The sequence below is a fragment of the Mesorhizobium sp. CO1-1-7 genome, assembly GCF_020164885.1.
GTDB classification, from domain to species: domain Bacteria; phylum Pseudomonadota; class Alphaproteobacteria; order Rhizobiales; family Rhizobiaceae; genus Mesorhizobium; species Mesorhizobium australicum.
This window is the reverse complement of record NZ_JAIUHA010000003.1, coordinates 254,075-277,224: the sequence shown is the minus strand read 5'-3', so window position 1 is coordinate 277,224 and position 23,150 is coordinate 254,075. Positions and strand designations below refer to the sequence as shown.

The following is a 23,150-nucleotide window of genomic DNA, read 5'->3' as shown; positions in this document are numbered from 1 at the left end:
CCAGCGCACGGCTCAGGCCGGAGCTTTCAGCGCTCGCCTGCTTTCGATGAATTCGCTTCTTAGCCAGTCGGCGAAGGCCGCGGCCGGTTCGGAGAGACTGTGCAAACTCCTGGCCACCAGCCAATAGGCCCCGGATGCGACATCGATGTCGAACGGTTTGACCAGTGCTCCGGTCTCCAATTCTTCTCCAATCTGCAGGAGATCGCCCAGCGCCACGCCGTGGCCGAGCAGCGCGGCCTGCTTGGAGAGTGAGGCGTCCGCAAGCATCGGCCCGCGCGTGGGCATGGCGTTGGCGGGTACGCCCGCCGCCTCGAACCAGCGCGTCCAACCCTGGCGGTTTTCCTCGTGCAAAAGCGTGAAGCGAGCAAGATCGGCCGGCTTCCCGAGGGCTGGGCCCGATGAAAGCAGCGCCGGCGACAGAACCGGCGAATCGACTGTCGAGGCCAGCCGCTCGGCTTCGCTGCGGGGCCATGACGTCGCGTTCGAGCTGAAACGTAAGGCAAGTTCGGGCTGGTCGCTGCGGAACTCGATCAGCCTTGGGTCCACTTCGAGGGAGACGTCGATATCGGGCCGCAACTGGCGAAACCGGTTGAGCCGGGGTACCAGCCAGACGGATGCAATCGACGGCTCGACGCTGACACGAACCACGGCCTGCGCGGGAACCGCGACCAGTTCCGAGAGTAGTTTGTCGATGTCGTCGAAACTTCTGACCAGTTGAGCAAGCAGCCGACGGCCTGCATCCGTCAGTTCGACGCGGCGATGGTGCCGTTCGAAAAGCGGTTGGCGCAGGAAGGTTTCGAGTTCGCGGATCTGCCGGCTGATCGCCGCCTGCGAGACGAAAAGCTCCTCGGCGGCGTTGCTGAAGCTCAAATGCCGCCCCGCCGCCTCGAAGCTCCTCAACGCCGTCAGGGGCAAGCGTCCACGCTTCATTTCGCATAACCCAGGATTATCCGAAACGGAAATTATACTCGTTTGAAGGCGAAGGCCAGCGGCGGTCTAATCGTCTTCAAGGAGATGCCGCCATGATGCAGTTGCTTGAGATCCTTGGCGACGTCATACGGATCGCGACGTTCCAATGGCGCGACGAAAGACGCGCTACAAGGCATCACGAAGAATGGTCTCATCCTGGCCGCTGGGCGCCGCCAGCCGACCGACGGCCATTTCGCCGTTCCCGCCCGTGACCGCACGGCGATCGGGATTGCGTTCTCCGGTGCAAGCGCACATCTATCAGCTGGAAAACGCGGAGATCGCAGTGGGCGACCAGCACAGGCATGCGCATACAGCCGGAGCGTCGAGGCGCGGCCGCAACTGGCCCGGCCCCTGGCGCAAGACGCCGGGCCGCTTGCTCGGCACCTCGCTCGTGCGGCTTTACCAACTGACGCTGTCCGGCTTTGTCGGCAATTCCTGCCGCCATCTGCCGACCTGTTCGGAATACGCGCATGAGGCGATCGCCCGCCATGGCCTTTGGGCCGGCGGCTGGATGGGGTTGTTCCGCGTGCTGCGCTGCGGCCCATTCGGCACGCATGGCATCGATCTGGTTCCGGAAGCGCTGGCGGACCGTTACGTCTGGTTCATGCCCTGGCGTTATTGGCGGGTCGGCCGCAAGCGCGGCGGAGCGCAGGGCTAGGGTGGCTGGTCACACCGCGCTGTTTACGCTCCGGTAGGGTTAACGCAAGCCTGCACAACAACTGCGCATTTGAGACAAAATCGAGACAAGAGACCTCGCTAAGCCCGCTCGCGAACCCCCTTCTGGAGCGAGCAGAAAATGCGCAATGTCGATCGTCTTCCCTTTATCATGGCTGGTGTCCTGTTCCTGCTCGCCTGGCTGCTGGGATTTCCGATGCGCGCGCAGTCCGCGCCGCTCGCGGACGTGCAGTGCACGCTGATCGCCGATGCCCAGAGCGGCAAGACGCTTTACCAGGACGGTATCTGCGACCAGCGCTTCAGCCCGGCCTCCACGTTCAAGGTGCCGCTTTCGCTGATCGGCTACGACGCAGGCATCCTTGCCGATGAACATACCCCGGCATGGGACTACAAGCCTGAGTTCAACGCGGTGAAACGCGACCAGAAAACCGTCGATCCGACGATCTGGGAACGTGATTCCATCATCTGGTTCTCGCGCGAGATCACCCGCAGGCTCGGACCTCAGAAATTTGCCGGCTATGTATCGAAGTTCAACTATGGCAATGGTGACGTTTCCGGCAATCCTGGCAGGGATGACGGGCTCACCCATTCCTGGGTTAACTCCTCGCTCAAGATCACGCCAGTCGAACAGGTTGCCTTCCTGCGGCAACTGCTGGCCGGCACAATGCCGGTGTCGGCCAAGGCGCATGAAATGACACGCGCCATCATGCCGAACTTCAAGGCTGGCGACTGGGCCGTTCAGGGCAAGACCGGCACGACCAGGCTCGGCGCGGGCGGCAAGGACAAGCGCTCGCTCGGATGGTTTGTCGGCTGGGCTGGGAAAGACGGCCGCCAGATCGTGTTCGCCCGGCTCGTCGTCGATACGAAACGCACCGACATGCCGAAGGGGTTGGCGACACGGGCCGCGTTCCTGAAGGACCTGCCACAGCTGATTAAGTGAGCCGGGCTTTACGGCGGCGGCATCTGCTCATAAAAGACTGCCGCCGCCGGACGCATCCGGCACCCTGGCAGGTCGCAGCCCCGAACCGCTGATGATCCGCATTTACCACCCGCGCTCGTTTGCGGGACTGGATAGGAGATACATATGCTGAATTCCGTTTCCCTGACATTTCCCGATGGCTCCGTCCGCGACTACGATGCGGCGATGACCGGTGCGGGTCTCGCCGAATCGATCTCGAAGTCGCTGGCCAAGAAGGCCGTCGCCTACGCCATTGACGGCACCGTGCGCGACCTCAGCGACCCGCTCGGCAAGTCCGGCAAGGTCGAGGTCATCACCCGCGACGATGCGCGCGCTCTTGAGCTTATCCGCCACGACACCGCGCACGTGCTGGCGGAGGCCGTGCAGGAGCTGTGGCCGGGAACGCAGGTGACCATCGGACCAGTGATCGAGAACGGATTCTATTACGACTTTGCCCGCAACGAGCCGTTCACCCCAGACGATTTCCCGGTGATCGAGAAGAAAATGCGCGAGATCATCGCGCGCAACAAGCCGTTCACCAAGGAGGTCTGGTCGCGCGACAAGGCAAAAAAGGTCTTTGCCGACAAGGGCGAGCGCTACAAGCTCGAACTGATCGATGCCATTCCCGAGGACCAGGATCTCAAGATCTATGCGCAGGGCGACTGGTTCGATCTCTGCCGCGGTCCGCACATGGCCTCGACCGGCCAGATCGGCAACGCCTTCAAGCTGATGAAGGTGGCCGGCGCCTATTGGCGCGGCGATTCCAACAATCCGATGCTGACGCGCATCTACGGCACGGCCTGGGCCGACCAGGCGCAGCTCGAAGCCTACCAAACGATGCTGGAAGAGGCCGAGAAGCGCGACCACCGCAAGCTCGGCCGCGAAATGGACCTTTTCCATTTCCAGGAAGAGGGGCCGGGCGTGGTCTTCTGGCACGCCAAGGGCTGGAAGATGTTCCAGAACCTGGTCAACTACATGCGGCGCCGGCTCGACGAGCAGGGCTACCAGGAGGTCAACGCCCCGCAGGTGCTCGACAAGAGCCTGTGGGAGACGTCGGGCCACTGGGGCTGGTACCGCGACGCCATGTTCAAGGTGACGGTCGCCGGCGATGAAACCGACGATGACCGCATCTTTGCGCTGAAGCCGATGAACTGCCCGGGCCACGTGCAGATTTTCAAGCATGGGCTGAAATCCTATCGCGATCTGCCGGTGAAGCTGGCGGAATTCGGCAATGTGCATCGCTATGAGCCGTCGGGCGCGCTGCACGGGCTGATGCGCGTGCGCGGCTTCACGCAAGACGATGCGCACATCTTCTGCACCGAGGAACAGCTGGCTTCCGAGTGCCTGCGCATCAACGACCTGATCCTGTCGACCTATGCCGATTTCGGTTTCGACGAAATCAGCGTCAAACTGTCGACACGGCCCGAAAAGCGTGTCGGCACGGACGAGGCCTGGGATCATGCCGAGGCGATCATGGGCGGCGTGCTGGAGACGATCAGGACAAGGTCCGGCAACCGCATCAAGACCTCGATCAATCCGGGTGAGGGCGCCTTCTACGGGCCGAAGTTCGAATATGTGTTGAAGGATGCCATCGGCCGCGAATGGCAATGCGGGACGACGCAGGTCGACTTCAACCTGCCGGAGCGTTTTGGCGCCTTCTACATCGGCTCGGATTCGGAGAAGAAGCAGCCAGTCATGGTGCACCGCGCCATCTGCGGTTCGATGGAGCGTTTCCTCGGCATCCTGATCGAGAACTATTCCGGCCACTTCCCGCTATGGTTCGCGCCGCTGCAGGTGGTGGTGGCGACGATCACGTCAGACGCCGACAGCTATGCGACCGAGGTCGTGGCAAAGCTGAAGGCCGCCGGGCTGTTGGCGGAAGCCGATCTGCGCAACGAGAAGATCAACTACAAGGTCCGTGAGCACAGCCTGGCCAAGGTGCCGGTCATCCTCGTCTGCGGCAAGCGCGAGGCGGAGGAGCAGACGGTCAACATCCGCCGGCTCGGCTCGCGCGATCAGGAATCGCTTGGTCTTGCCGAAGCAATCGAACGGCTGACCGAAGAAGCGATCACGCCTGATCGCCGACGCAAGCGCGCTGCTTGAATCGGAGTGTTTTTCGATCGAATGGCGGTGGAGCGATCCACCGCCATTTTCATATCCCTGTCACGGCAACGTTGTAACGAGCCCCTATGCTCAAGCTGAAATCGCGCGAACGACCGTTCCCAGAGCTTTCCTACGCCAATCCGCACCAGCCGGCGCTGGCGCGCTGGTTCATCCATTCGGTCGAAGGCCTGTCAGGCCGCGATCGCTTTGCCGCGCTTTATGATTTCTGGCGCCGCCAGGTGGTGCCGACGGGCGAGCGTGTGTTCAGCCGCATGCTGGACCTCATCGACGTGGGCGTGCGAATTCCCGACCAATGGCCGCCCGCGCAATTGCCCGACACGCCACTGGTGATCGTCGCCAACCATCCCTTCGGCATCGGCGACGGCATTGCCGTGCTGTCGCTGGCAGAGCAACTCGGCCGGCCTTTCCGGGTAATGATCCACAAGGACCTGCTCAGGATCCGCGAGATGGAGCCCTATTCGCTGCCGATCGACTTTTCCGAGACCAAGGACGCGGTGAAGAACAACATGGCGGTGCGCCATGAGGCGGTCCGGCTGCTCAGGGAAGGTGTCACCATTGTGGTGTTTCCGGCCGGCGGCGTGGCCACTGCGCCCAAGGGTTTTGGCCGCGCGCGCGACCTGCCGTGGAAGATGTTTCCGGCCCGTCTCGTCCAGGAGGCCAAGGCATCGGTCATCCCCATGCATTTCTCCGGCCAGAACGGCAGGCTTTTCCATCTGGTCAGCGGGCCGATGAACATGGCCGAGCGCGACGGGCGTGTGGCCAAATTCGTCGGCAAGGCCTCGCTGACCTTGCGCACCTCGCTGCTCATTCGCGAATTCGCGCGGCTGTCCGGCAGGGCGATCGACGTGCGCGTCGGCAACGTGCTGAGCTGGAACGAACTGGAGCCGCTGCGCGACCGCAAAACGTTGCTCGACCGTCTCTATCGCGGTGTATTCGACCTGGCGCCGAGCCTGCCGCGCCGTCGCATTCCGTTCCTCCCGGCGCGAACCAAGCTCGCCGCCTGAAGGCTAATCGGCGCCTTCCTCGGGATCCATCGCCGCTGCTTCGGTGGCGAGAACCTCAATTTCCTGGTTCTGCCCGCCAACGACCGTGAAATCCTTCTGGTAGATGCGATCGCGGTTCTTGGCGATGATGGTGTAGTCGCCTTCGGCCAGCACCATCGAGGCGAAGGCGCCGACGGTTTCCTTGATCGGATCGCCGGATTCGTTGAGCAGCGACCACGAGGTGTCGGCAATCGCTTCGCCGCCCGTCTCGCGTACCAGCTTCATGGTGATTTCAGCGGCGTGATGCTCGACGGTGGCTTCCGTCAGCTTGCCCGCCTCGACGCGGATGTCGGATCGGATGACGGCGTTGACCGCGCCGTAAGTCGAGACGACATGATAGATGCCGGCATTGAGCCGCACGACGCTGTTGGGTTCGACATCGGGAATGATCAGCGCGCGGTCGCCATTGGCCTCGGCGGTGCCCTCATATATCGAAAAGCGCAGTTTCTTCGGCGGAATGCGCACGCCGCCGGACAGAACCGCATCGAGCTTCAGGCCGCCGGCATCAAGCACGAGGCTTTCTCGCTTGGCTTCCTTGCCGACGGTGATGCGCTTGGTGGCGCCGGCGCGGCCATAGGAAGCGTGGACCAGGTAACTGCCGGGCTCGAGCTGGAAGACGGCGCTGCCGCCATGGGAGGAGGCGACCATCGGCAATTTGCCGTTCACCGCTTCGGGCTTGAAGACACGCCAGACGAGTCCACGGGTGATGTCGGTGCCCTTGTCGGTCAACTGGGCCGAGAGCGTGATGGCGCCACCGCCGCCAAGCGCCAGCGGGGTCTCGCTCTTCGGCGTTGCATAGCTCGAAATTCCGGGAAGTTTCAGGTCGCCGACGCCGTCCTTTTCCTGCGCGACAGCCATGGAGACCGGCAGCAGGAACAGCGCGGCGCAGAGCCGAACCAGGAAAAGACGCAGTCGCCCCTCAAACATGCCTTGCGTTGAAGCCCATGGCGGTGGCAATTTCAAGGCTTAAGAGTCCGATCCGGGACTCTTCAGCCCGGCGTTTGCGCGCCTTTGCCCGAGCCGCCCGAATTCCCGATGGTGCGCTTCAGCTCAAAACAGAGTGTTTCAGGAGACTTGCGCCCATGGCGTCGCCGATCATCGACTTTCTATTGACCCGAAATTCAGCGCCGATACCCGACCTCAGGGAACCGGCGCCCAGCGACGCCGATATCGCCACGATGATCACCGCCGCCACACGCGTGCCCGACCATGGACGGCTCGAACCGTGGCGCTTCATCCTTTATCGCGGCGAAGCCCGCATCGAGATCGGCAAAAAACTAGCGGCCTTGGCCGAACAGCGCGAGGGGCCGTTGCCGGAAGGCCGTCGCAACCAGGAACTGGCGCGGTTCTCGCGCGCGCCGCTGGTGATCGGTGTCGTATCTATTCCGAGGGAGAACCCAAAAATCCCGCAATGGGAGATGTTCCTGTCCGGAGGCATGGCGGCGATGAACCTGATGATCGCGGCCACTGCGCTGGGCTATGGCACGAACATGATCAGCAACTGGTATTCCGACGTGCCGGAGGGCAGGGCGATTCTCGGACTGGCGCCGCAGGAGCGCGTCGTCGGGTTCATCCATATCGGCTCCTACGCCGGTCCGGCGCCGGAGCGGCCACGGCCTGATCCGGCCAAGCTCTACACCGATTATGCCGGACCTTGGGCGGGCTGAATGTTCTACGAGCCGTCCAAGGGGCATGGCCTGCCGCACGATCCTTCGAAGGCGATCGTCGCGCCGCGCCCGATCGGCTGGATATCGACGCTGAACCAGGCCGGCGAGGTCAATCTGGCGCCATACTCCTTCTTCAACGCCTTTTCGACGCGACCTTTCATTGTCTGGTTTTCCTCGGAGGGTGAGAAGGACAGCGCCTCGTTTGCCCAGGAAACCGGCGAGTTCGTCGCCAATCTGGTCAGCCGCGATCTTGCGGACAAGATGAACTACACATCCGTCGACGCACCGCGTGGCGTCAACGAGTTCATCTATGCCGATCTCGCCATGGCGCCCTCGCGTCTCGTCAAGCCGCCGCGCGTGGCGGCTGCACCAGCGGCGCTCGAATGCCGGGTGACGGAAGTGTTTCGCCCGAAGGCGCTGGACGGATCACCGACGAGTGCCTTTGTCGTCGCCGGTGAGGTGATCGGCGTTCACATCGACGATGCTTTCCTGAAAGACGGCCTGTTCGACATCACCAAGGCCGGCAATGTCGCGCGTCTCGGTTATATGGATTACGCCAGCGTCGACGAGGTCTTTTCGATGCGGCGGCCACGCTGGGGCAAGGAGTAGCCGTCAGGCGGATATCCCGGCCGCTTTCGCGCGGGCCAGAAGGCGTTCGGCCAGCCGCAGATGCGGACGGTCGAACATCTTGCCGTCGATGCCGACGACGCCCGGATTTCCGGCCGCCTCGAAGGCCGCCACGATAGCCGCCGATTGTCTCACCGCCTCGGCAGAGGGCGTGAAGGCGGTGTTGATGACGGGCACCTGATCGGGGTGGATCGCCATTTTGCCGATGAAACCGTCACGCTCGGCGTCGGCACATTCCGCGGCGAAGGCCACCATGTCGCGAAAGCCAGGAAATACGGTGTCGATCGCGGCGACTTCCGCGGCTCCGGCCGCGAGAATGGTCGTCAGGCGGGCGTGACGGAAGAGATCGGTGTAGCGGCCGTGCTCGTCGCGGGCAGAGCGTGCGCCGATCGCGGCCGAAAGGTCTTCCGCGCCCCAGGTGAGACCGGCGAGCCGTGCGCTTGTCCCCGCATAGGTGGCGGCGGCGAGCACGCCCGCCGGAGTTTCGGTGATGATCGGCAGGATTTTTATCGACCCGTCGGGCAGGCCGTTTTCGGCTTCCCAAACCCTGAGCTTGGCCGCGAGCTGCTGCACATCCTGGCCGCTGTTCGATTTAGGCAGCATGATGCCGTCCGGTCTTGCCGGAACGAGCTTGGCAAGATCATCGTCCGTCATTCCGGTCGAGAGGTCGTTGACCCTGACATAAAGCGCCGAGTTGGTTTGCCCCCTGCGTTCGAGGATAAAGCGCGCCGCGATCTCGCGCGCCCGCGCCTTGTTCTGCGGCGCCACGGAGTCCTCGAGATCGACGATGACCACGTCGGCGCCGGCGCCAAATCCCTTTTCCAGCTTCCGTTCGGAATCGCCTGGAACGAATAGCAGCGAGCGCATCAGTCTGCCTTCTTCAGCATCATCGCTTGCCTGATGCATTTGGCGACCAGATCGCCATGCTGGTTGTAGGCGCGGTGCTCGAATTCGACGATGCCGCGGTCGGGCTTCGACCTGGATTCGCGCACCGAGACGACAGATGTTTCGACGCGGATGGTGTCGCCATGGAAGACCGGGTGAGGAAACACGGTTTCCTTCATGCCGAGATTGGCAACCGTCGTGCCGACCGTGATGTCGTTGACCGAAATGCCGATCATCAGGCCGAGCGTGAACAGCGAGTTGACCAGCGGCTTGCCCCATTCGCTCCTAGCGGCGAAATCGAAGTCGATATGCAGCGGCTGCGGGTTCAGCGTCATCACCGAAAACAGCATGTTGTCGCTCTCGGTGACAGTCTTGCGCAGCGTGTGCCGGAAGACATGGCCGACAACAAACTCCTCCAGATATAGCCCGGCCATCTTCCGCCTCCTGCGCTGTCTGACGGTTGATAGGCGCTGCTTCAGGCGCTCGCAAGCCAGTTAATGAACATGGTGAACCGTTCGTAAACCATTTCTGCCTACCCTTCTCACGGGGCCGGAAACCTTCCGGCATGGGGCGTAAGCAGACGGGCATGGTAGTTGTTTCGCATTTCCTGAAATGGATCTACACGGCCAGGGTTTCGGAGCGCGCCGCCGCCGCTCATGCGCTGGCCCGAGCCTATGTCAATTGCGAATTGCCGTTCGAGGATCGCTGCGCCGCCGAGGCCGCGCTGACGCTGCTGCTCGACGACGCCTCGTCGAAAGTGCGGCTGGCGATGGCGGAAGCGTTCTCGATGAGCCATCACGCACCGTTGCAGATCATCAGTGCGCTTGCCGCCGACCAGCCGGAGGTCGCCGGGGTCGTGCTGGCGCGCTCGCCGCTGCTCACCGACGCCGACCTGATCAACCGCGTGGCGGCGAGCCAGAAGGCAACGCAGAAGCTGATCGCCGACCGGCCTTCCGTCTCGATGGCGCTTTCGGCGGCCATCGCCGAGGTCGGCGAGGCGGAGGCCTGCGCCGTGCTTTTGGCCAATAGCGGCGCCGACATCGCGTCACTCAGCTTCAGGCGCATGGCGGAACGCCACGGGCATCTGCCTCTGGTGCGCGAGGCGCTGATATCGGATATCAGGCTGCCTGCCGATTGCCGGCATATGCTGCTCGTCAAGCTCGGCGAGACATTGAAGACATCGCCGCTGGTCATGGCATTGATGGGAGCCGCGCGTGCCGACCGGGTCATGCGCGATGCTTGCGTCAAGGCCTCGGTGACGCTGATCGAGGGCACGCGCCAAGAAGAGCACGCGGCGCTGATCGAGCATCTCAGGCTGCGCGGCGATCTGACCGCGAGCTTCCTGATCCGCACCATCGCGCACGGCAAGGTCGATTTCTTCGGCTCGGCGCTGGTGGCGCTCAGCCAGCAGTCCGAACCACGGGTGAGGGCGCTGCTGGCCGGCGGGCACGACGTGGCCCTGCAGGCGCTGTTCCGCAGTGCCGGCATGGCTGCCGCCACGCATGCCGTCATCCTGCGCGCCCTGAAGATCTGGCGCGAGGTCGCCAACGGCAAGCGCGTTGCTGGCGTGCAGGAAGTCAGTTGGCTGATGCTCAAGGAATTGGGCGGGCAATCCGCCGAAGGCGATCTTGCCGCATTGGTCAAATCGATCCACCTGGACGCCCTGCGTGAGAACGCACGCGGCCATGCACTGGCGATCGCCGCGGCTTAGGTTTTCTCCCTCGCGAAGAAATCCGGGAAATCTTCCATCGCCGCGGCGATGATGCGCAGGGACGCCGCGATCTGCAGCATGTCGCCGGTGGCGTTTCGCTGGGCGATGCCTGCCGCATACTGCCGGGCGACGGCAATGGTCGCTGTTTGCGGATCCCCAGGGGCACGGAAAAGCAGCTCGCGCGCCAGTCCCCTCAGGAAGGTGGCGATTGAAAGCGTCGTTTCCGATGGAAGAGCATGGTTTTGGCTGGCCGTGCGCAGCCGCAGGATTTCCAGGCCGACCGTGACGGAAGCGACGCCGCCGCCCAGCACCGCCTCGCCCTTGCTGCCGGAATTCTGCACCAGCGGCATCAACTGATTGACCCGGTCGTAAGCGAGGCTCTCGAAGGCCGAGCGCCTCGGCACGCGCTCATGCAGGCATAGCCGCGCCAGATCCTCCCGCATGGCCCGCACGATGCGGTCGGCCGCGAGCCATGGATCGGCCGGCAATACCACGATGAAGACGCCGATGGCCAAGAGGATGCCGACCAGGATCGATGCCGAGCCGGCGAAGAAGGGGCCGGGATCGTAGGTCATCGCCTGATGTGGGCTGAGAAAGGCCAGGAAGTTGATGGCGAAGGCCGTCGCCACGCCGACATAGCGCGGATTGGCCATGGCGAGTGCCGCCGGCACCATGATGGGCACGACGAACAGCATGAACCAGCCGAAGCCGGGCAGAGCAGGGAGCGCAACCTGGCCGACGAGAAAGGCAAAAGGCAAAGCGAGCAGCGTTCCCTTGAAGAACCCCCAGGATACCTGCACGGGGTCGGGGCGAGCGGCAAACAGGCTCGACACGACGGCAACGAGGATGACGGTGCCGGCCGCCTCCGACCACTTCGTCGTCAGCCAGAAAGCCGCCACCAGCAGCGTGGCAACGGCCGCGCGGATGGCGTTGCGCGCTGCACCGGGATAGTCGCGATGCACCACCAGGGCCGGCTGCTGGCTGCCGGGACCTGGACGGCGCGTGACCGGCGCGCGCAAGGCGTCGAGGCCACGCAGCACCTGTTTCAGCGCCTCGGCGAAATCGGCCGCTATGGTAAGGCGGGTAATGGTGCCGACCCTGTCCTCACCCGGCTCTATCGAGGCGTCGGGCATTTGCCTGGCCCTGATCGAGATCGCGTCGAGCCGCGCCACCCAGGATGAGGTATCGTCCAGCGCTCCCGGCTTGGCTGCCAGTTCGCTGACAAGGGCCTGCAGTTCCGAGCGCACCGGGATGAGGGCGGCGTTTTTGGGAGCGGCATGCGAATAGAGTGCGCGCGCCGCCGAAAGTGCCGAAAGCAGTTGTCCGATAGTGCGCCGCACCGGATGCGCGCGCGGCGCGAAGCTCGGCGCTTCGAGCCTGGCATAGGCGCGCATCTCGCCAAGCGTCTGGGTATCGGCGACAAGCTTCCGGTGCAGGCCGATCAGCGTTGCCCGGTCGCCGCCTGAAAACGCACCGCCGGCATAGGTGGCGAGGTCGAGAATGCAGCGTTTCAGCCGCGAGACGATGGCGTCGCTGGCCAGTTTTGGCAGGATCAGCCGGCTGGTGAGGCCGGCGCAGACGATGCCGAGCACGATCTCGGCACAACGCGCGACCGCGAGGTCTACGACCAGATGCGGTTGTCCGAAAGCGGGCAGGCCGATGATCATTGCGGTGTAGCCTGCAAGAGCCGCGCCATAGGCTTCGGGATTGCGCAGCAGCGACGAGACGAAGGTGCAAATGCCAATCCAGACAGCAAGCACCGTCACCAGAATCCACGGGCCGGTGCCGAATGCCGTGGTGATGCCGATTGCCGCGACACCGCCGGCCAGCGTGCCGAGCAGGCGGTAGAAGCCTTTCGCCAGCACCATGCCGGCAACCGGCTGGGCGACGATGAACACCGTCATCATCGCCCATTGCGGATGGTCGAGCTTCAGCGCGTAAGCGGCCAGCAATGCGATCATGCCGGCCGAAACGGTGCGCAGCGCGAAAATCCAGTCCGAGCGTGTCGGTTGCGTCAGCCCGGCCAGGCTCGTCTCGAAATAGGTTTTCAGCCGCGCCCAGGTCACATGCTGGTCTCCATGTCAGGAACGCAAGCTAAACGCGCCAGCGGCTAGATATCCAGCACTTCCGTCTCGGCGAATTCGGCGCGTTCCTGGATGAAGCGGAAGCGGGCTTCGGGTTTGGTGCCCATCAGCTCGTCGACCCTGTCCTTGGTGGCGGAATCGATTTCGTTCACATCGACCCTGAGCAAGGTGCGCTTCCTTGGATCCATGGTGGTTTCCTTGAGCTGCGCGGCCATCATTTCGCCCAGGCCCTTGAAGCGGCCAAGCTCGACCTTGCCGCGCCCGGTGAATTCGGTGCGCAGAAGCTCGTCCTTGTGGGCGTCGTCGCGGGCATAGGCGACCTTGCCGCCTTGCCTGATCGAGTAAAGCGGCGGCACCGCCAGATAGAGATGGCCGCCGCGCACCAGCGCCGGCATCTCCTGGTAGAAGAAGGTGATCAGCAGCGAAGCGATGTGTGCGCCGTCGACGTCGGCGTCGGTCATGATGATGACGCGGTCGTAGCGCAAATCCTCGTCACGGTATTTTGACCGCGTGCCGCAGCCGAGCGCCTGGATCAGGTCCGATATCTGCTGGTTGGCGGCCAGCTTGTCATTGCCGGCGCTGGCGACGTTGAGGATTTTTCCGCGCAGCGGCAAGACGGCCTGGCTGGCACGATCGCGCGCCTGCTTGGCCGAGCCGCCGGCGGAATCGCCTTCGACGATGAAGAGTTCGGCACCCGCCGCCGCGTTCTGCGTGCAGTCGGCGAGCTTGCCCGGCAAGCGCAGCTTGCGCACCGCGCTCTTGCGCGACACTTCCTTTTCCTGGCGGCGGCGCACCCGTTCGTCGGCGCGCGCGATCACCCAGTCGAGCAGCTTCGAGGCTTCCTGCGGATTGTCGGCCAGCCAATGGTCGAATGGGTCGCGGATCGCGGTCTCGACGATGCGTATCGCTTCGATCGTCGCCAGCCTGTCCTTGGTCTGGCCGACGAATTCCGGCTCGCGGATGAACACCGACAGCATGCCGGCGGCCGAAATCATGACGTCTTCCGAGGTGACGATCGAGGCGCGCTTGTTGCCGACGAGGTCGGCATAGGCGCGCAGACCGCGCGTCAGCACGTTTCGGAAGCCGGCTTCGTGGGTGCCGCCTTCACCGGTCGGGATGGTGTTGCAGTAGGAATTGATGAAGCCGTCGCCACCGAACCAGGTGACCGCCCATTCGAGCGAGCCATGGCCGCCTTGCTTGTCGCTCTTGCCGGCGAAGATTTCGCGCGTCACCTGGAAATCGTCGCCGAGCGACGCCTTCAGATAATCCTTGAGGCCGCCTGGGAAATGGAATTCCGCCTTGGCCGGTGTCTGATCCTTTTCCTTGATGAGGGAGGGATCGCAGGTCCAGCGGATCTCGACGCCGCCAAACAGGTACGCCTTCGAACGCGTCATGCGGTAGAGACGCGCCGGCTCGAAGGCCGCGCCCTTGCCGAAAATCTGCTCGTCGGGATGGAAGCGGATTTTTGTGCCGCGCCGGTTGTGGACTTCGCCGAGCTGCTCCAGTCCGGTCACCGGGACGCCGCGCGAAAAGCGCTGGCGATAGAGCTGGCGCCCACGTGCCACCTCGACCTCAAGATGATCCGACAGGGCGTTGACGACGGAGACGCCAACGCCGTGCAGGCCGCCTGATGTCTCGTAGACCTTGGAGTCGAACTTGCCGCCCGAATGCAGCGTCGTCATGATGACTTCGAGCGCCGGCTTCTTGAATTTTGGGTGCATGTCGACCGGAATGCCGCGGCCATTGTCGGTGACCGTGAGATGGCCGTCGGCGGAGAGTTCGACATCGATGAAGGTGGCGTGGCCGGCAACCGCTTCGTCCATCGAATTGTCGATGACCTCGGCGAACAGATGGTGCATCGCCTTGTCGTCGGTGCCGCCAATATACATGCCTGGCCGGCGGCGCACCGGCTCAAGGCCCTCAAGCACCTCGATGTCGGCGGCGCTGTAGCCCTCGGTGCCATCCTTGGTTGCGGCTGGACGCCTGGCGGCCGCCTGTACCAGCGGATCCGCCGGGCGCGCCGGCGTGCGAACCGGCTGCGGCTGTTTTTCCAGATTGCCGAAAAGATCGTTGTTGTCGTCCATGCCTGCCATAGAGTCCAAGCTGCGAATCACCCGTCGATACTGCCACGCTTTTCAGCGCCAAGCGACGGAGGTTCCTGTTACGTTCGGGGATTTAACTGCTCTTACCCTAAAACCATTCGATAACCAAGCGGGCGGAAATAGGTCAAATGCCGCCGCGCAATATTCCTGATTCTTTAACAATGCCGCCTAGCGTGAGCCCAACATAACAAGAAACGGCGGGCATCAGGGGTTTTCGGCGTGAGGGGCAAGGCCATAACGATGATCGGCATCGCCGCCGTTTTCGGCGCGATCTCGATCTTTGCCGCGGATTTCTGGGTCAAGAGCCAAGCGAAGGCCGATGCCCAGGAGAAAACGGCCTCGATCGCCGCTCCGGCCGCGCCCAGGATCGAGTTCAAGACCATCGTGGTGGCGAACGCGCCGTTGCGCTACGGCATGGAGCTCGACCGCGCCAAGCTCAGCGAAATCCCGTGGCCGCAGGATTCCCTTCCGCAGGGCGCCTTTGCCACCATCGATGGATTGCTCGGCGAAGGCGGCCGGGTCGCGCTGTCGCCGATCGAGATCAACGAGCCGGTGCTGCTCGCCAAGCTGTCGGGACCGAACGGCCGCGCGACGCTGTCCAACATGCTGACGCCCGGAATGCGGGCGGTCACCATCCGCACCGACGAGATCGCCGGCGTCGGTGGCTTCGTGACGCCGGGCGACCGGGTCGATGTCGTGCTGACGCGCGATGCCGGCGAAATCCAGGAAGTCGCCAAGAACGCGCAAGGGGCTGCCGGTTCGACCATCACCTCGGAGATCGTCGTTGCCGACGCCAAGGTGCTCAGCGTCGGGCAGGGCGCCGACGAGCGCCAGACGACGCCGCAGGTGGCCAATTCCGTGACCCTCGAGGTGACGAGCGACGGCGCACAGAAAGTGGCGCTTGCCCGCACCGTCGGAACGCTGTCGCTGTCGCTTCGCTCCGCCAGCGAAGGCGGCGATGGCAAGAACGGCGTCACCACCATCTCTTCCTTCGGCGGATCCGTCGCTTCCAAGACGCAGGCCGTGGCCGGCTCCTTGTTCGATGCCATAGCGAAGGAGCCGGAGAAGCCGAAATTCAAGACGATCATCGTGACGCGCGGCACGCAGGCCGAGGAATATCAGGTTCCAACGCGGGACCAGAAGTAAAGACCGGTGGGGACCGGGCGGGACGGGACAATGTTGATGCGTACCCTATATCGAATGACGGCTCGGTCGCGCTTGGTGCGCGCCCTGGCGATGGCGTTTACCCTGGCTGCGAGCGGCGTGCTTGCCTTGCCCGGAGCGGCGAAGGCGGACAACGACATCGTTTATGTCTCGTCGACCAAGAATGCGTCGATCAAGGTTGCCAAGGGCAAGCCCAAGACGATCATGACGAGCGCGGCCTTCTACCAGATCGTCATCGGTGATCCGGAGATCGCCAACGTCAACCCGCTGACCGACAAATCCTTCTATGTGCTGGGCAACAATCTCGGCACCACCGGCATTGCGCTGTTCGACCAGAACAAGCAGCTCGTCGGCACCGTGGACATCGAGGTGACGCTCGACACCGACCAATTGGCGAACACTATCCGTGCCAGTGTGCCGGACGCCAAGATCAAGGTCGGCTCGGCCAACGGCCGTGTCGTGCTGTCGGGTGAGGCGGATGACGCGGTTGCAGCGGATAAGGCAAGCAAGATCGCCAGCCGCTTTTCCGGCAATGAGGAAGTGATCAACTCGGTCAATATCTCTTCGTCGCAGCAGGTTCAGCTCAATGTCCGGTTCGTCGAGATCAACCGCCAGGCAGGGCAGGACCTGGGCGCGAAATACAGCGCCAATTTCGCCTACGGCTTCGGCGGTCGCGACATTTCACTGGATCCGGGCACGGTCCCAGCGGCGGGGACCGGCGAGATCATCGGCCGACTGCTGTCGAACGGCGTCTCGATCGACATTGCCATCAAGGCGCTGGAAGAGCGCGGCCTTGCCCGTCGGCTGGCTGAGCCGAACCTGATCGCGCGTTCAGGGGAGACAGCGAGCTTCCTGGCCGGCGGCGAATTTCCGATCCCGGTTTCGGAGGACAACGGCAAGATTTCGGTCAGCTACAAGAAATATGGCGTTAGCCTGGATTTCAAGCCGACCGTACTCAAGGACGGGTTGGTCAGCCTCGACATCGCGCCGGAAGTCTCCTCGATCGATGCGTCGGCGTCCTACAATATCGGCAACATTTCCGTGCCCGGCTTCATCGTGCGCCGCGCCAAGACCTCGGTCGACCTGAAGAACGGCCAGAGCTTCATGATCGCCGGGCTTTTGCAGTCCCAGAACGACATTACCACGTCTCGCATTCCCGGCCTTGGCAAGATGCCGGTGCTTGGAGCGCTGTTTTCGTCGAAATCCTATCAGCGGCGCGAGACCGACCTGGTCATCATCGTCACGCCCTATCTGGTCAAGCCGGTCGATCCGTCGAAGAAAATGGCTGAGCCGACCGATGGCACGGAGCCAGCCAGCAATGTCGACTATTTCCTCAACAACACCGAGGAGGTGAAGGCGCCGGATACGGGCCGCGCGCTGGCGCTGGCCGACGGCAGTGCCGCACGGGCCGCTCCTGCCACCAAAGTCGGTCATTTCCTCGACCTGCCGAAGGACTGAGCCATGCGTCTGATCCTGAGATCGTGCATCGGCCTGCTTCTTGCCGGCCTGGCAAGCGGCTGCACCAGCGACGACTACGTGCGCAGCGAGGGGGTGACGTCCGGCGCCGGCGAGGCGCAGGCCGCCAACACCGTCATGCAGATGGTCGACCCGTGGAAGTACGGCGTCCAGAACACGAGACTTCTCGTGCCTGCCAAGCGTGGCAGTGCCGGACCCGTCACGCCCGATCAGGCGGCCGGTGCCAAGGCAGCGCAAACGACCACCGACAACTGATCCAGACGGCGATCGACCTCACAGGCGGCGAGAATGGCAAACAGCACCAAGAAAATCCTGCTCGTATCGACAGACCGGACCTTCGCGCAGGACACGAAGACGGCCTTCGCCGCCTCCGAGATCATCCAGCTCATGACGGTGGAGAAGAACGTCACCGAGCTGCGCGGCGAGGTCCAGGAGGCCGAGTTCGGCGTTGTCATCGTCGACATGGATGCAGCGAAACTCGAGGAGATCGAGTCCCTGCAGCGCGTCATGCGCCGGCTCGAGGGCAAGGCACCGGTGGTCGTGGCCACCCAGGAGTTCAACGCCGCGGCCGTGCGCATCCTGGTGCAGCTCAAGGTCGCCGATTTCCTGGTCAAGCCGATCACCACCGCAGACCTCGTGCGTTCGGTCGTGCGGGCTCTGCAGGGACCCGGGCGCGAGGAAAACACCGAGTCGCAGATCTATACCTTCATGCCCGCCGCCGGCGGCGTCGGCACCACGACACTGGCACTGCAGACCGCGTTCCAGCTGCATCATTCGGTGACGCGCGGCGCCTCGACCTGCGTGGTCGACCTCAATTTCCAGCAAGGTGCCTGCGCCGAATATCTCGATCTCGAGCCGCGTTTCGACATCACCGAAATCGAGAACCAGCCTGAGCGCCTCGACCGGCAACTGCTCGATGTGATGCTGTCCAAGCACGCCAGCGGACTGTGTGTGCTGGCGGCGCCGACGCATCCGGCCGAAATGCGCTCATTCAAGACCGATGTCGTGGTGCGCATGCTGGACCTCGTTTCGGCCTATTTCGACAATGTCGTCATCGACATGCCGCGCACCTGGTTTCCGTGGACGGAAACGGTACTGCTCGGTTCCAACAAGCTTTACATCGTTGCCGAAATGACGGTGCCGTGCCTGCGCCATACGCAGCGGCTGATCCAGGCCGTCTACGAGACCGCCGGCAAGGAAGTGAAGCCGAACGTGATCGTCAACCGTTTCGAGCAGAAGATGTTCGACAACGGCATCAAGCAGGCGGACGTCCAGGAAATCCTTGGCGAGCATTTTGTCGGCGGGATCGCCAACAACTACCGGCTGGTGCGCGAGGCGGTCGACCGCGGCGTGCCGCTGCACGAGATCGATCCCAATGCCAATGTCGTCAACGACCTGAAGAAGATCATCCTTCCGGAAGAGGCGGTGGCAACCGCGGGCAAGTCGAAGTCGCTGTTCGGCTTCGGCAGGGGCCTCTTGAAAAGGAAAGCTGGATGACCAGCCGTTTTTCCACCCTGCAGAATCGTGACGCGCGTCCGCGCCCGGCTGAATCGACGCCGGTCGCGCATCATGCAGTCGTCATCCCGACCAGCCGGAAGGCTTTGCCGGCGAAGGCGGAGGCGGCGCCGGCAAAGAATGCCAACAAGGTGCTCGATGCCCGCGTGCGCATCCACCGGATGCTGCTCGAGGAGATCAATCTCGTCGCGCTGGAGCGCTTGCCCAAGGAGGAGATGCGCCGGCAAGTGCATGATTTCGTATCGGAAAAGACCCGCCAGGAGCGGATGGCGATCAACACCGCCGAACTCGACGCGCTGGTTGACGACATCGTCGACGAGATGGTCGGCCTCGGCCCGCTCGAGCCGCTGCTCAAGGATCCCGATATCAACGATATCCTGATCAACGGCCATCAGAACTGCTTCGTCGAAAAGAAGGGCAAGCTGCAGCAGGTCCATATCCCGTTCAAGGACGAGGCGCATCTGCTCAGAATCGTCAACAAGATCGTGGCCGCCGTCGGCCGCCGCGTCGATGAATCGCAACCGATGGTCGACGCTCGCATGCTGGACGGCTCGCGGTTCAACGCAGCCATCCGCCCGGTGGCCGTCGACGGCCCGCTGGTGTCGATCCGCAAGTTCTCCAAGAACAAGCTTGGCCTGCACAGGCTGGTCGAATTCGGCGCCATCACACAGAACATGGCCGAAGTGCTGGCCGCGGCCGTCCACGCCCGCAAGACGACGATCATTTCGGGCGGCACCGGCACAGGCAAGACGACGATGCTCAACGCGCTGTCGGCGTTCATTCCGGAAGACGAGCGGCTGATCACCATCGAGGACGCGGCGGAACTTCAATTGCAGCAGCCGCATGTCGCACGCATGGAGACGCGTCCCGCCAACATCGAAGGCCATGGCGAGCTCAAACAGCGCGACCTAGTCAAGAACGCGCTGCGCATGCGTCCCGACCGCGTCATCCTCGGCGAGTGCCGCGGCGAGGAAGCCTTCGACATGCTGCAGGCCATGAACACCGGCCACGAAGGCTCGATGGCGACCATCCACGCCAATACGCCGCGCGACTGCATTTCGCGCCTCGAGCAGATGCTGGGCATGACCGGCATGCCGATGACGGTGCAGTCGATCCGCAGCCAGATCGCCAGCGCCATCGACATCATCGTCCAGCTGACCCGACTTTCCGACGGCAAGCGCAAGGTGACGAGCGTCGCCGAGGTGACCGGCATGGAAGGCGATGTCATCCAGATGCAGGAGATCTTCCGCTTCGTGCGCACCGGCATGGAGGCCGATGGCAAGATCCTTGGCTACTACGAGGCGACCGGCATTCGGCCGCGTTTCCTGGAAGACCTGCGCGCCATGGGCATCGACTTTCCCGGACGTTATTTCGAACCCGGCCGGCCGCAGGAGTAGCCGGCGTGTTCGACGGGTTCAGCGCGATATACGTCGTCTATGCCGGAGCCGCACTGACCGGCATCATGGTGGCCGAGGCGATCTACCTGCTCTATGCCGGACGCAGCGACAAGCGCACCGCAATCAACCGGCGCATGAAACTGCAGGAAAACAAGATCAGCCAGGAGCAGGTGCTGATCCAGCTGCGCAAGGAGCGCGGTCTCGACGCGGGAACGTCGCTGTTTTCTCCCGACCGGTTCCGTGCCCTGCGCACGCAGTCGGGCATGGTGATGCCGCTTTCGAAATTCCTGACGATCACCTGCGGTGTGGCGACGGCCGTTGCCCTGGCCGCGATCTGGCGCGGGCTGCCGCTGCTGATGGGGCTCATCCTGTTCGTCGTGCTGGTGCCGTTGCTGCCGGTCATGGCGATGCGCTTCATGCGCAAGCGCCGGCTGAAGCGTTTCGGCATGCAACTGCCGGAAGCGCTGGAGCTGATCACGCGCGGCCTCAAGGCCGGTCATCCGGTGCCGGTGGCCATCGCCATGGTGTCGCGCGAGATGCCCGATCCGATCGGCACGGAATTCGGCGTCATTGCCGACGAAGTCACTTATGGTTCCGACCTGGTCACGGCGCTGAATGCACTGTTCGACCGGGTCGGCCACGAGGATCTGCCGCTGTTCATCACCGCCGTGTCGATCCAGACCAGTTCGGGCGGCAATCTGCGCGAGATCCTCGATGGGTTGTCGACGACGATCCGCGAACGCGGCAAGCTGCGACGCAAGGTGCGCGCCATTTCGACGGAAGGCCGCCTCTCGGCCTACATTTTGACGGCCGTACCGGCGCTGCTGTTCACCGCCATCATGGCCATGATGCCGGGATATTACAGCGACGTCTGGGGCGTGCCGAAGACATGGTACATGATCGGCGGCTCGGTCAGCTGGCTGATGCTGGGCAATCTGATCATGTTCAAAATGTCGAATTTCAAGTTCTGACATGCAAAGCGTCATTGAATTCCTCGCTTCCCTCGCGCCGACCTCGCTGATGCCGGTGGCCGTCCTCCTGCTTGCCGCGGGAGCGGCCGCTGTCGCCTGGCCGATGGTGGTGGCGAAGGGCGACCGCAACGACGTCAAGCGCCGGCTCAAGGTCGACCAGGGTCCGGTGGCCGCCAGACCCGAACCTGTGCAGAAGAAGAATAGCGGCGTCGTGCGCGAGCAAGCGGTGAAGAGGGCGCAGGAATTCTATGCCAAGAGCGACCCGGAAAATGTCGCTCGCCTGCGCCTGAAGCTCATCCAGGCGGGCTACATGGAGCCGCGCGCCGTCGGCATGTTCTTCCTCATCCGGTTCACGGCAATGATCGGCACGACGTTCGCGGTCTTCGTGCTCAACCGGTGGATGGCCAGTCCCGACGCGACCATGACCAGCCGGTGGACCTTCATCATCCTGTCGGGGGCCGCCGGCTATTTTTTGCCGGGTCTCGTGCTGACCCAGAAGGTGCGCGAGAAGATGCGCGAATACCGCAACGGCTTCCCCGATTTCATGGACCTGATGATCGTCTGTTCGGACGCCGGCATGAGCATGGAAGCCGGCGTCGAGCGCGTTTCGAAAGAACTCGCCAAGAGCTATCCGTCGCTCAGCCAGAACCTGCAGCTCGTGTGCTTGGAACTTCGGGCGGGACGCAGCCTGGACGATGCGCTGAAGGCGCTCGCCGATCGCCTCAGCCTGGACGAGGTACGCTCCTTCGCCACGCTCCTGCAGCAGTCGAAGGAACTCGGCACCAGCCTGTCGGGCGCGCTCAGGGTGTTTTCAGACGAAATGCGCCACAAGCGCATGTCGCTGGCCGAGGAGAAGGCCCATGCCTTGCCGGCCAAGATGTCCGTGCCGGTCGTGGTCTGCATCCTGCCGGTGGTGCTGATGATCGCGGTCATTCCCATCATCGTCAAAATGACGGCCCATTAGCTGTATTTTGAGCTGTATTTTTGGAGTGCGGGCGCTGGGCCTCGCCGTGAGAACGCCGCTCGCGCCCGCGGAGATTTGAGGGGCACGCCCGGTGGTTAATGATTGCTATTCCGGAAACTGAAAGTTAGCTGCATTTCGGCACCGAAGCTTAATCGCTCTTCTGTAGTCTCTTTCCCGAAGAACGACCCGGCAAATCGGGCGACGGGGCAGGGCATGCGTCAGATAAAATTTGCGGCGATGGCCATGATGGCAGCCGTCCTAATGATCAGCGGGTGTACGACGAACAATAACGTCGACACGACCAAGACCACTGCGATCCAGCCTGCAGGGAAGGGTGTCGCCACATCCGACCTGGCGGAAGGCAAGGCACAGTTTCGCGATGCCAATTATGGTCTTGCCGAAGCGCATTTCCGCAAGGCCGTCGAGCTGAAGGCCGACAATGCCGAGGCCTGGATGGGGCTCGCGGCTTCCTATGACGAACTTGGCCGCTTCGACTTCGCCGACCGCGCCTACGGCCAGCTCCTGAAGGTTGCCGGCCGCAAGCCGCAGATCGTCAACAATATGGGTTATTCGCAACTGTTGCGCGGCAACAAGAAGAAGGCTCGGGCGCTGCTGCTCGAGGCGAAGGCCGGCATGACCGATCCCACCGTTGTCGACGCCAATCTCGCCCTGCTGAACAAGGGCTGATGCCGTTTGATGGTCGCGCCGTCCAGGGGGGCGATTTTGGCACAGGTGGCATCGACGCTTTGTAAACCCTATCCGCAGCTTGGGTCGAGAGATCGCCCGAAAACCATGTCCGAGGGCTGCCGCTGACCTAG

21 protein-coding genes are annotated in these 23,150 nt (G+C 63.3%); 15 read left to right on the top strand and 6 right to left on the bottom strand.

The window, feature by feature from the left end:
* Positions 1 to 12 precede the first annotated feature (12 nt).
* A complete protein-coding gene (locus LB516_RS07910; protein ID WP_140616125.1) occupies positions 13 to 930 on the bottom strand; it encodes a LysR substrate-binding domain-containing protein in 918 nt (305 codons plus the stop codon).
* A gap of 322 nt (positions 931 to 1,252) precedes the next feature.
* Between LB516_RS07910 and yidD the strand changes: the two genes are divergently transcribed.
* The 4 genes from yidD (at position 1,253) to LB516_RS07890 (ending at position 5,730) form a co-directional block, all read left to right on the top strand.
* The gene (yidD, locus tag LB516_RS07905) at positions 1,253 to 1,627 is read left to right on the top strand and encodes a membrane protein insertion efficiency factor YidD (protein WP_224719379.1); all 375 of its coding nucleotides are present in this window, start codon (positions 1,253 to 1,255) and stop codon (positions 1,625 to 1,627) included.
* Positions 1,628 to 1,765: 138 nt separating this feature from the next.
* Positions 1,766 to 2,584: a class D beta-lactamase gene (gene blaOXA / locus LB516_RS07900; protein ID WP_224719286.1), complete on the top strand. Its 819-nt coding sequence runs from the start codon at positions 1,766 to 1,768 to the stop codon at positions 2,582 to 2,584.
* Positions 2,585 to 2,728: 144 nt separating this feature from the next.
* The gene (thrS, locus tag LB516_RS07895; protein ID WP_224598873.1) at positions 2,729 to 4,705 is read left to right on the top strand and encodes a threonine--tRNA ligase; all 1,977 of its coding nucleotides are present in this window, start codon (positions 2,729 to 2,731) and stop codon (positions 4,703 to 4,705) included.
* An 86-nt stretch (positions 4,706 to 4,791) separates the two neighbouring features.
* Entirely contained in the window at positions 4,792 to 5,730 is a 939-nt protein-coding gene (locus tag LB516_RS07890) for a lysophospholipid acyltransferase family protein (RefSeq protein WP_140616133.1), read from the top strand.
* 3 nt (positions 5,731 to 5,733) lie between these two features.
* Here the strand turns inward: LB516_RS07890 and LB516_RS07885 are convergent, their stop codons facing one another.
* Entirely contained in the window at positions 5,734 to 6,696 is a 963-nt protein-coding gene (locus LB516_RS07885; protein WP_140616135.1) for a hypothetical protein, read from the bottom strand.
* A 155-nt stretch (positions 6,697 to 6,851) separates the two neighbouring features.
* Between LB516_RS07885 and LB516_RS07880 the strand changes: the two genes are divergently transcribed.
* A complete protein-coding gene (locus LB516_RS07880; protein WP_015317585.1) occupies positions 6,852 to 7,436 on the top strand; it encodes a nitroreductase in 585 nt (194 codons plus the stop codon).
* Entirely contained in the window at positions 7,437 to 8,045 is a 609-nt protein-coding gene (locus tag LB516_RS07875) for a flavin reductase family protein (RefSeq protein WP_140723633.1), read from the top strand.
* A gap of 3 nt (positions 8,046 to 8,048) precedes the next feature.
* Here the strand turns inward: LB516_RS07875 and LB516_RS07870 are convergent, their stop codons facing one another.
* Together LB516_RS07870 and LB516_RS07865 are read right to left on the bottom strand one after the other, a co-directional pair.
* A complete protein-coding gene (locus tag LB516_RS07870; protein ID WP_015317587.1) occupies positions 8,049 to 8,930 on the bottom strand; it encodes an HpcH/HpaI aldolase/citrate lyase family protein in 882 nt (293 codons plus the stop codon).
* The gene (locus LB516_RS07865; protein ID WP_015317588.1) at positions 8,930 to 9,382 is read right to left on the bottom strand and encodes a MaoC family dehydratase; all 453 of its coding nucleotides are present in this window, start codon (positions 9,380 to 9,382) and stop codon (positions 8,930 to 8,932) included. The genes LB516_RS07870 and LB516_RS07865 overlap by 1 nt, the downstream gene beginning before the upstream one ends.
* Positions 9,383 to 9,534: 152 nt before the next feature.
* Between LB516_RS07865 and LB516_RS07860 the strand changes: the two genes are divergently transcribed.
* Positions 9,535 to 10,659: a DUF2336 domain-containing protein gene (locus tag LB516_RS07860; protein WP_224719285.1), complete on the top strand. Its 1,125-nt coding sequence runs from the start codon at positions 9,535 to 9,537 to the stop codon at positions 10,657 to 10,659.
* On the opposite strand, the gene LB516_RS07855 is transcribed toward LB516_RS07860, so the two are convergent.
* Together LB516_RS07855 and parE are read right to left on the bottom strand one after the other, a co-directional pair.
* Positions 10,656 to 12,725 (bottom strand): FUSC family protein, encoded by a 2,070-nt coding sequence (locus LB516_RS07855; RefSeq protein WP_224719284.1) that lies wholly within the window; start codon positions 12,723 to 12,725, stop codon positions 10,656 to 10,658. The two genes, LB516_RS07860 and LB516_RS07855, sit on opposite strands and share 4 nt — an antisense overlap.
* Positions 12,726 to 12,769: 44 nt before the next feature.
* Entirely contained in the window at positions 12,770 to 14,827 is a 2,058-nt protein-coding gene (gene parE, locus LB516_RS07850; RefSeq protein ID WP_224719283.1) for a DNA topoisomerase IV subunit B, read from the bottom strand.
* Between the two features lie 237 nt (positions 14,828 to 15,064).
* On the opposite strand from parE, the gene cpaB reads away from it, so the two are divergent.
* The 8 genes from cpaB (at position 15,065) to LB516_RS07810 (ending at position 23,019) form a co-directional block, all read left to right on the top strand.
* Complete coding sequence (gene cpaB / locus LB516_RS07845) at positions 15,065 to 15,991, top strand: Flp pilus assembly protein CpaB (RefSeq protein WP_245262879.1); 927 nt, start codon at positions 15,065 to 15,067, stop codon at positions 15,989 to 15,991.
* A 30-nt stretch (positions 15,992 to 16,021) separates the two neighbouring features.
* Positions 16,022 to 17,467 (top strand): type II and III secretion system protein family protein, encoded by a 1,446-nt coding sequence (locus tag LB516_RS07840; protein WP_140873673.1) that lies wholly within the window; start codon positions 16,022 to 16,024, stop codon positions 17,465 to 17,467.
* Positions 17,468 to 17,470: 3 nt separating this feature from the next.
* The gene (locus tag LB516_RS07835) at positions 17,471 to 17,740 is read left to right on the top strand and encodes a hypothetical protein (RefSeq protein WP_015317594.1); all 270 of its coding nucleotides are present in this window, start codon (positions 17,471 to 17,473) and stop codon (positions 17,738 to 17,740) included.
* A gap of 33 nt (positions 17,741 to 17,773) precedes the next feature.
* Positions 17,774 to 18,982: a CpaE family protein gene (locus LB516_RS07830; protein ID WP_224719282.1), complete on the top strand. Its 1,209-nt coding sequence runs from the start codon at positions 17,774 to 17,776 to the stop codon at positions 18,980 to 18,982.
* The gene (locus LB516_RS07825) at positions 18,979 to 20,397 is read left to right on the top strand and encodes a CpaF family protein (protein WP_140661161.1); all 1,419 of its coding nucleotides are present in this window, start codon (positions 18,979 to 18,981) and stop codon (positions 20,395 to 20,397) included. Before LB516_RS07830 ends, LB516_RS07825 begins: the two co-directional genes overlap by 4 nt.
* Before the next feature lie 5 nt (positions 20,398 to 20,402).
* Entirely contained in the window at positions 20,403 to 21,368 is a 966-nt protein-coding gene (locus LB516_RS07820; RefSeq protein ID WP_224719281.1) for a type II secretion system F family protein, read from the top strand.
* Between the two features lies 1 nt (position 21,369).
* A complete protein-coding gene (locus LB516_RS07815) occupies positions 21,370 to 22,332 on the top strand; it encodes a type II secretion system F family protein (protein ID WP_015317598.1) in 963 nt (320 codons plus the stop codon).
* Positions 22,333 to 22,545: 213 nt separating this feature from the next.
* Positions 22,546 to 23,019, top strand: coding sequence for a tetratricopeptide repeat protein (locus LB516_RS07810; protein ID WP_224719280.1), 474 nt, complete (start codon positions 22,546 to 22,548; stop codon positions 23,017 to 23,019).
* Positions 23,020 to 23,150 lie beyond the last annotated feature (131 nt).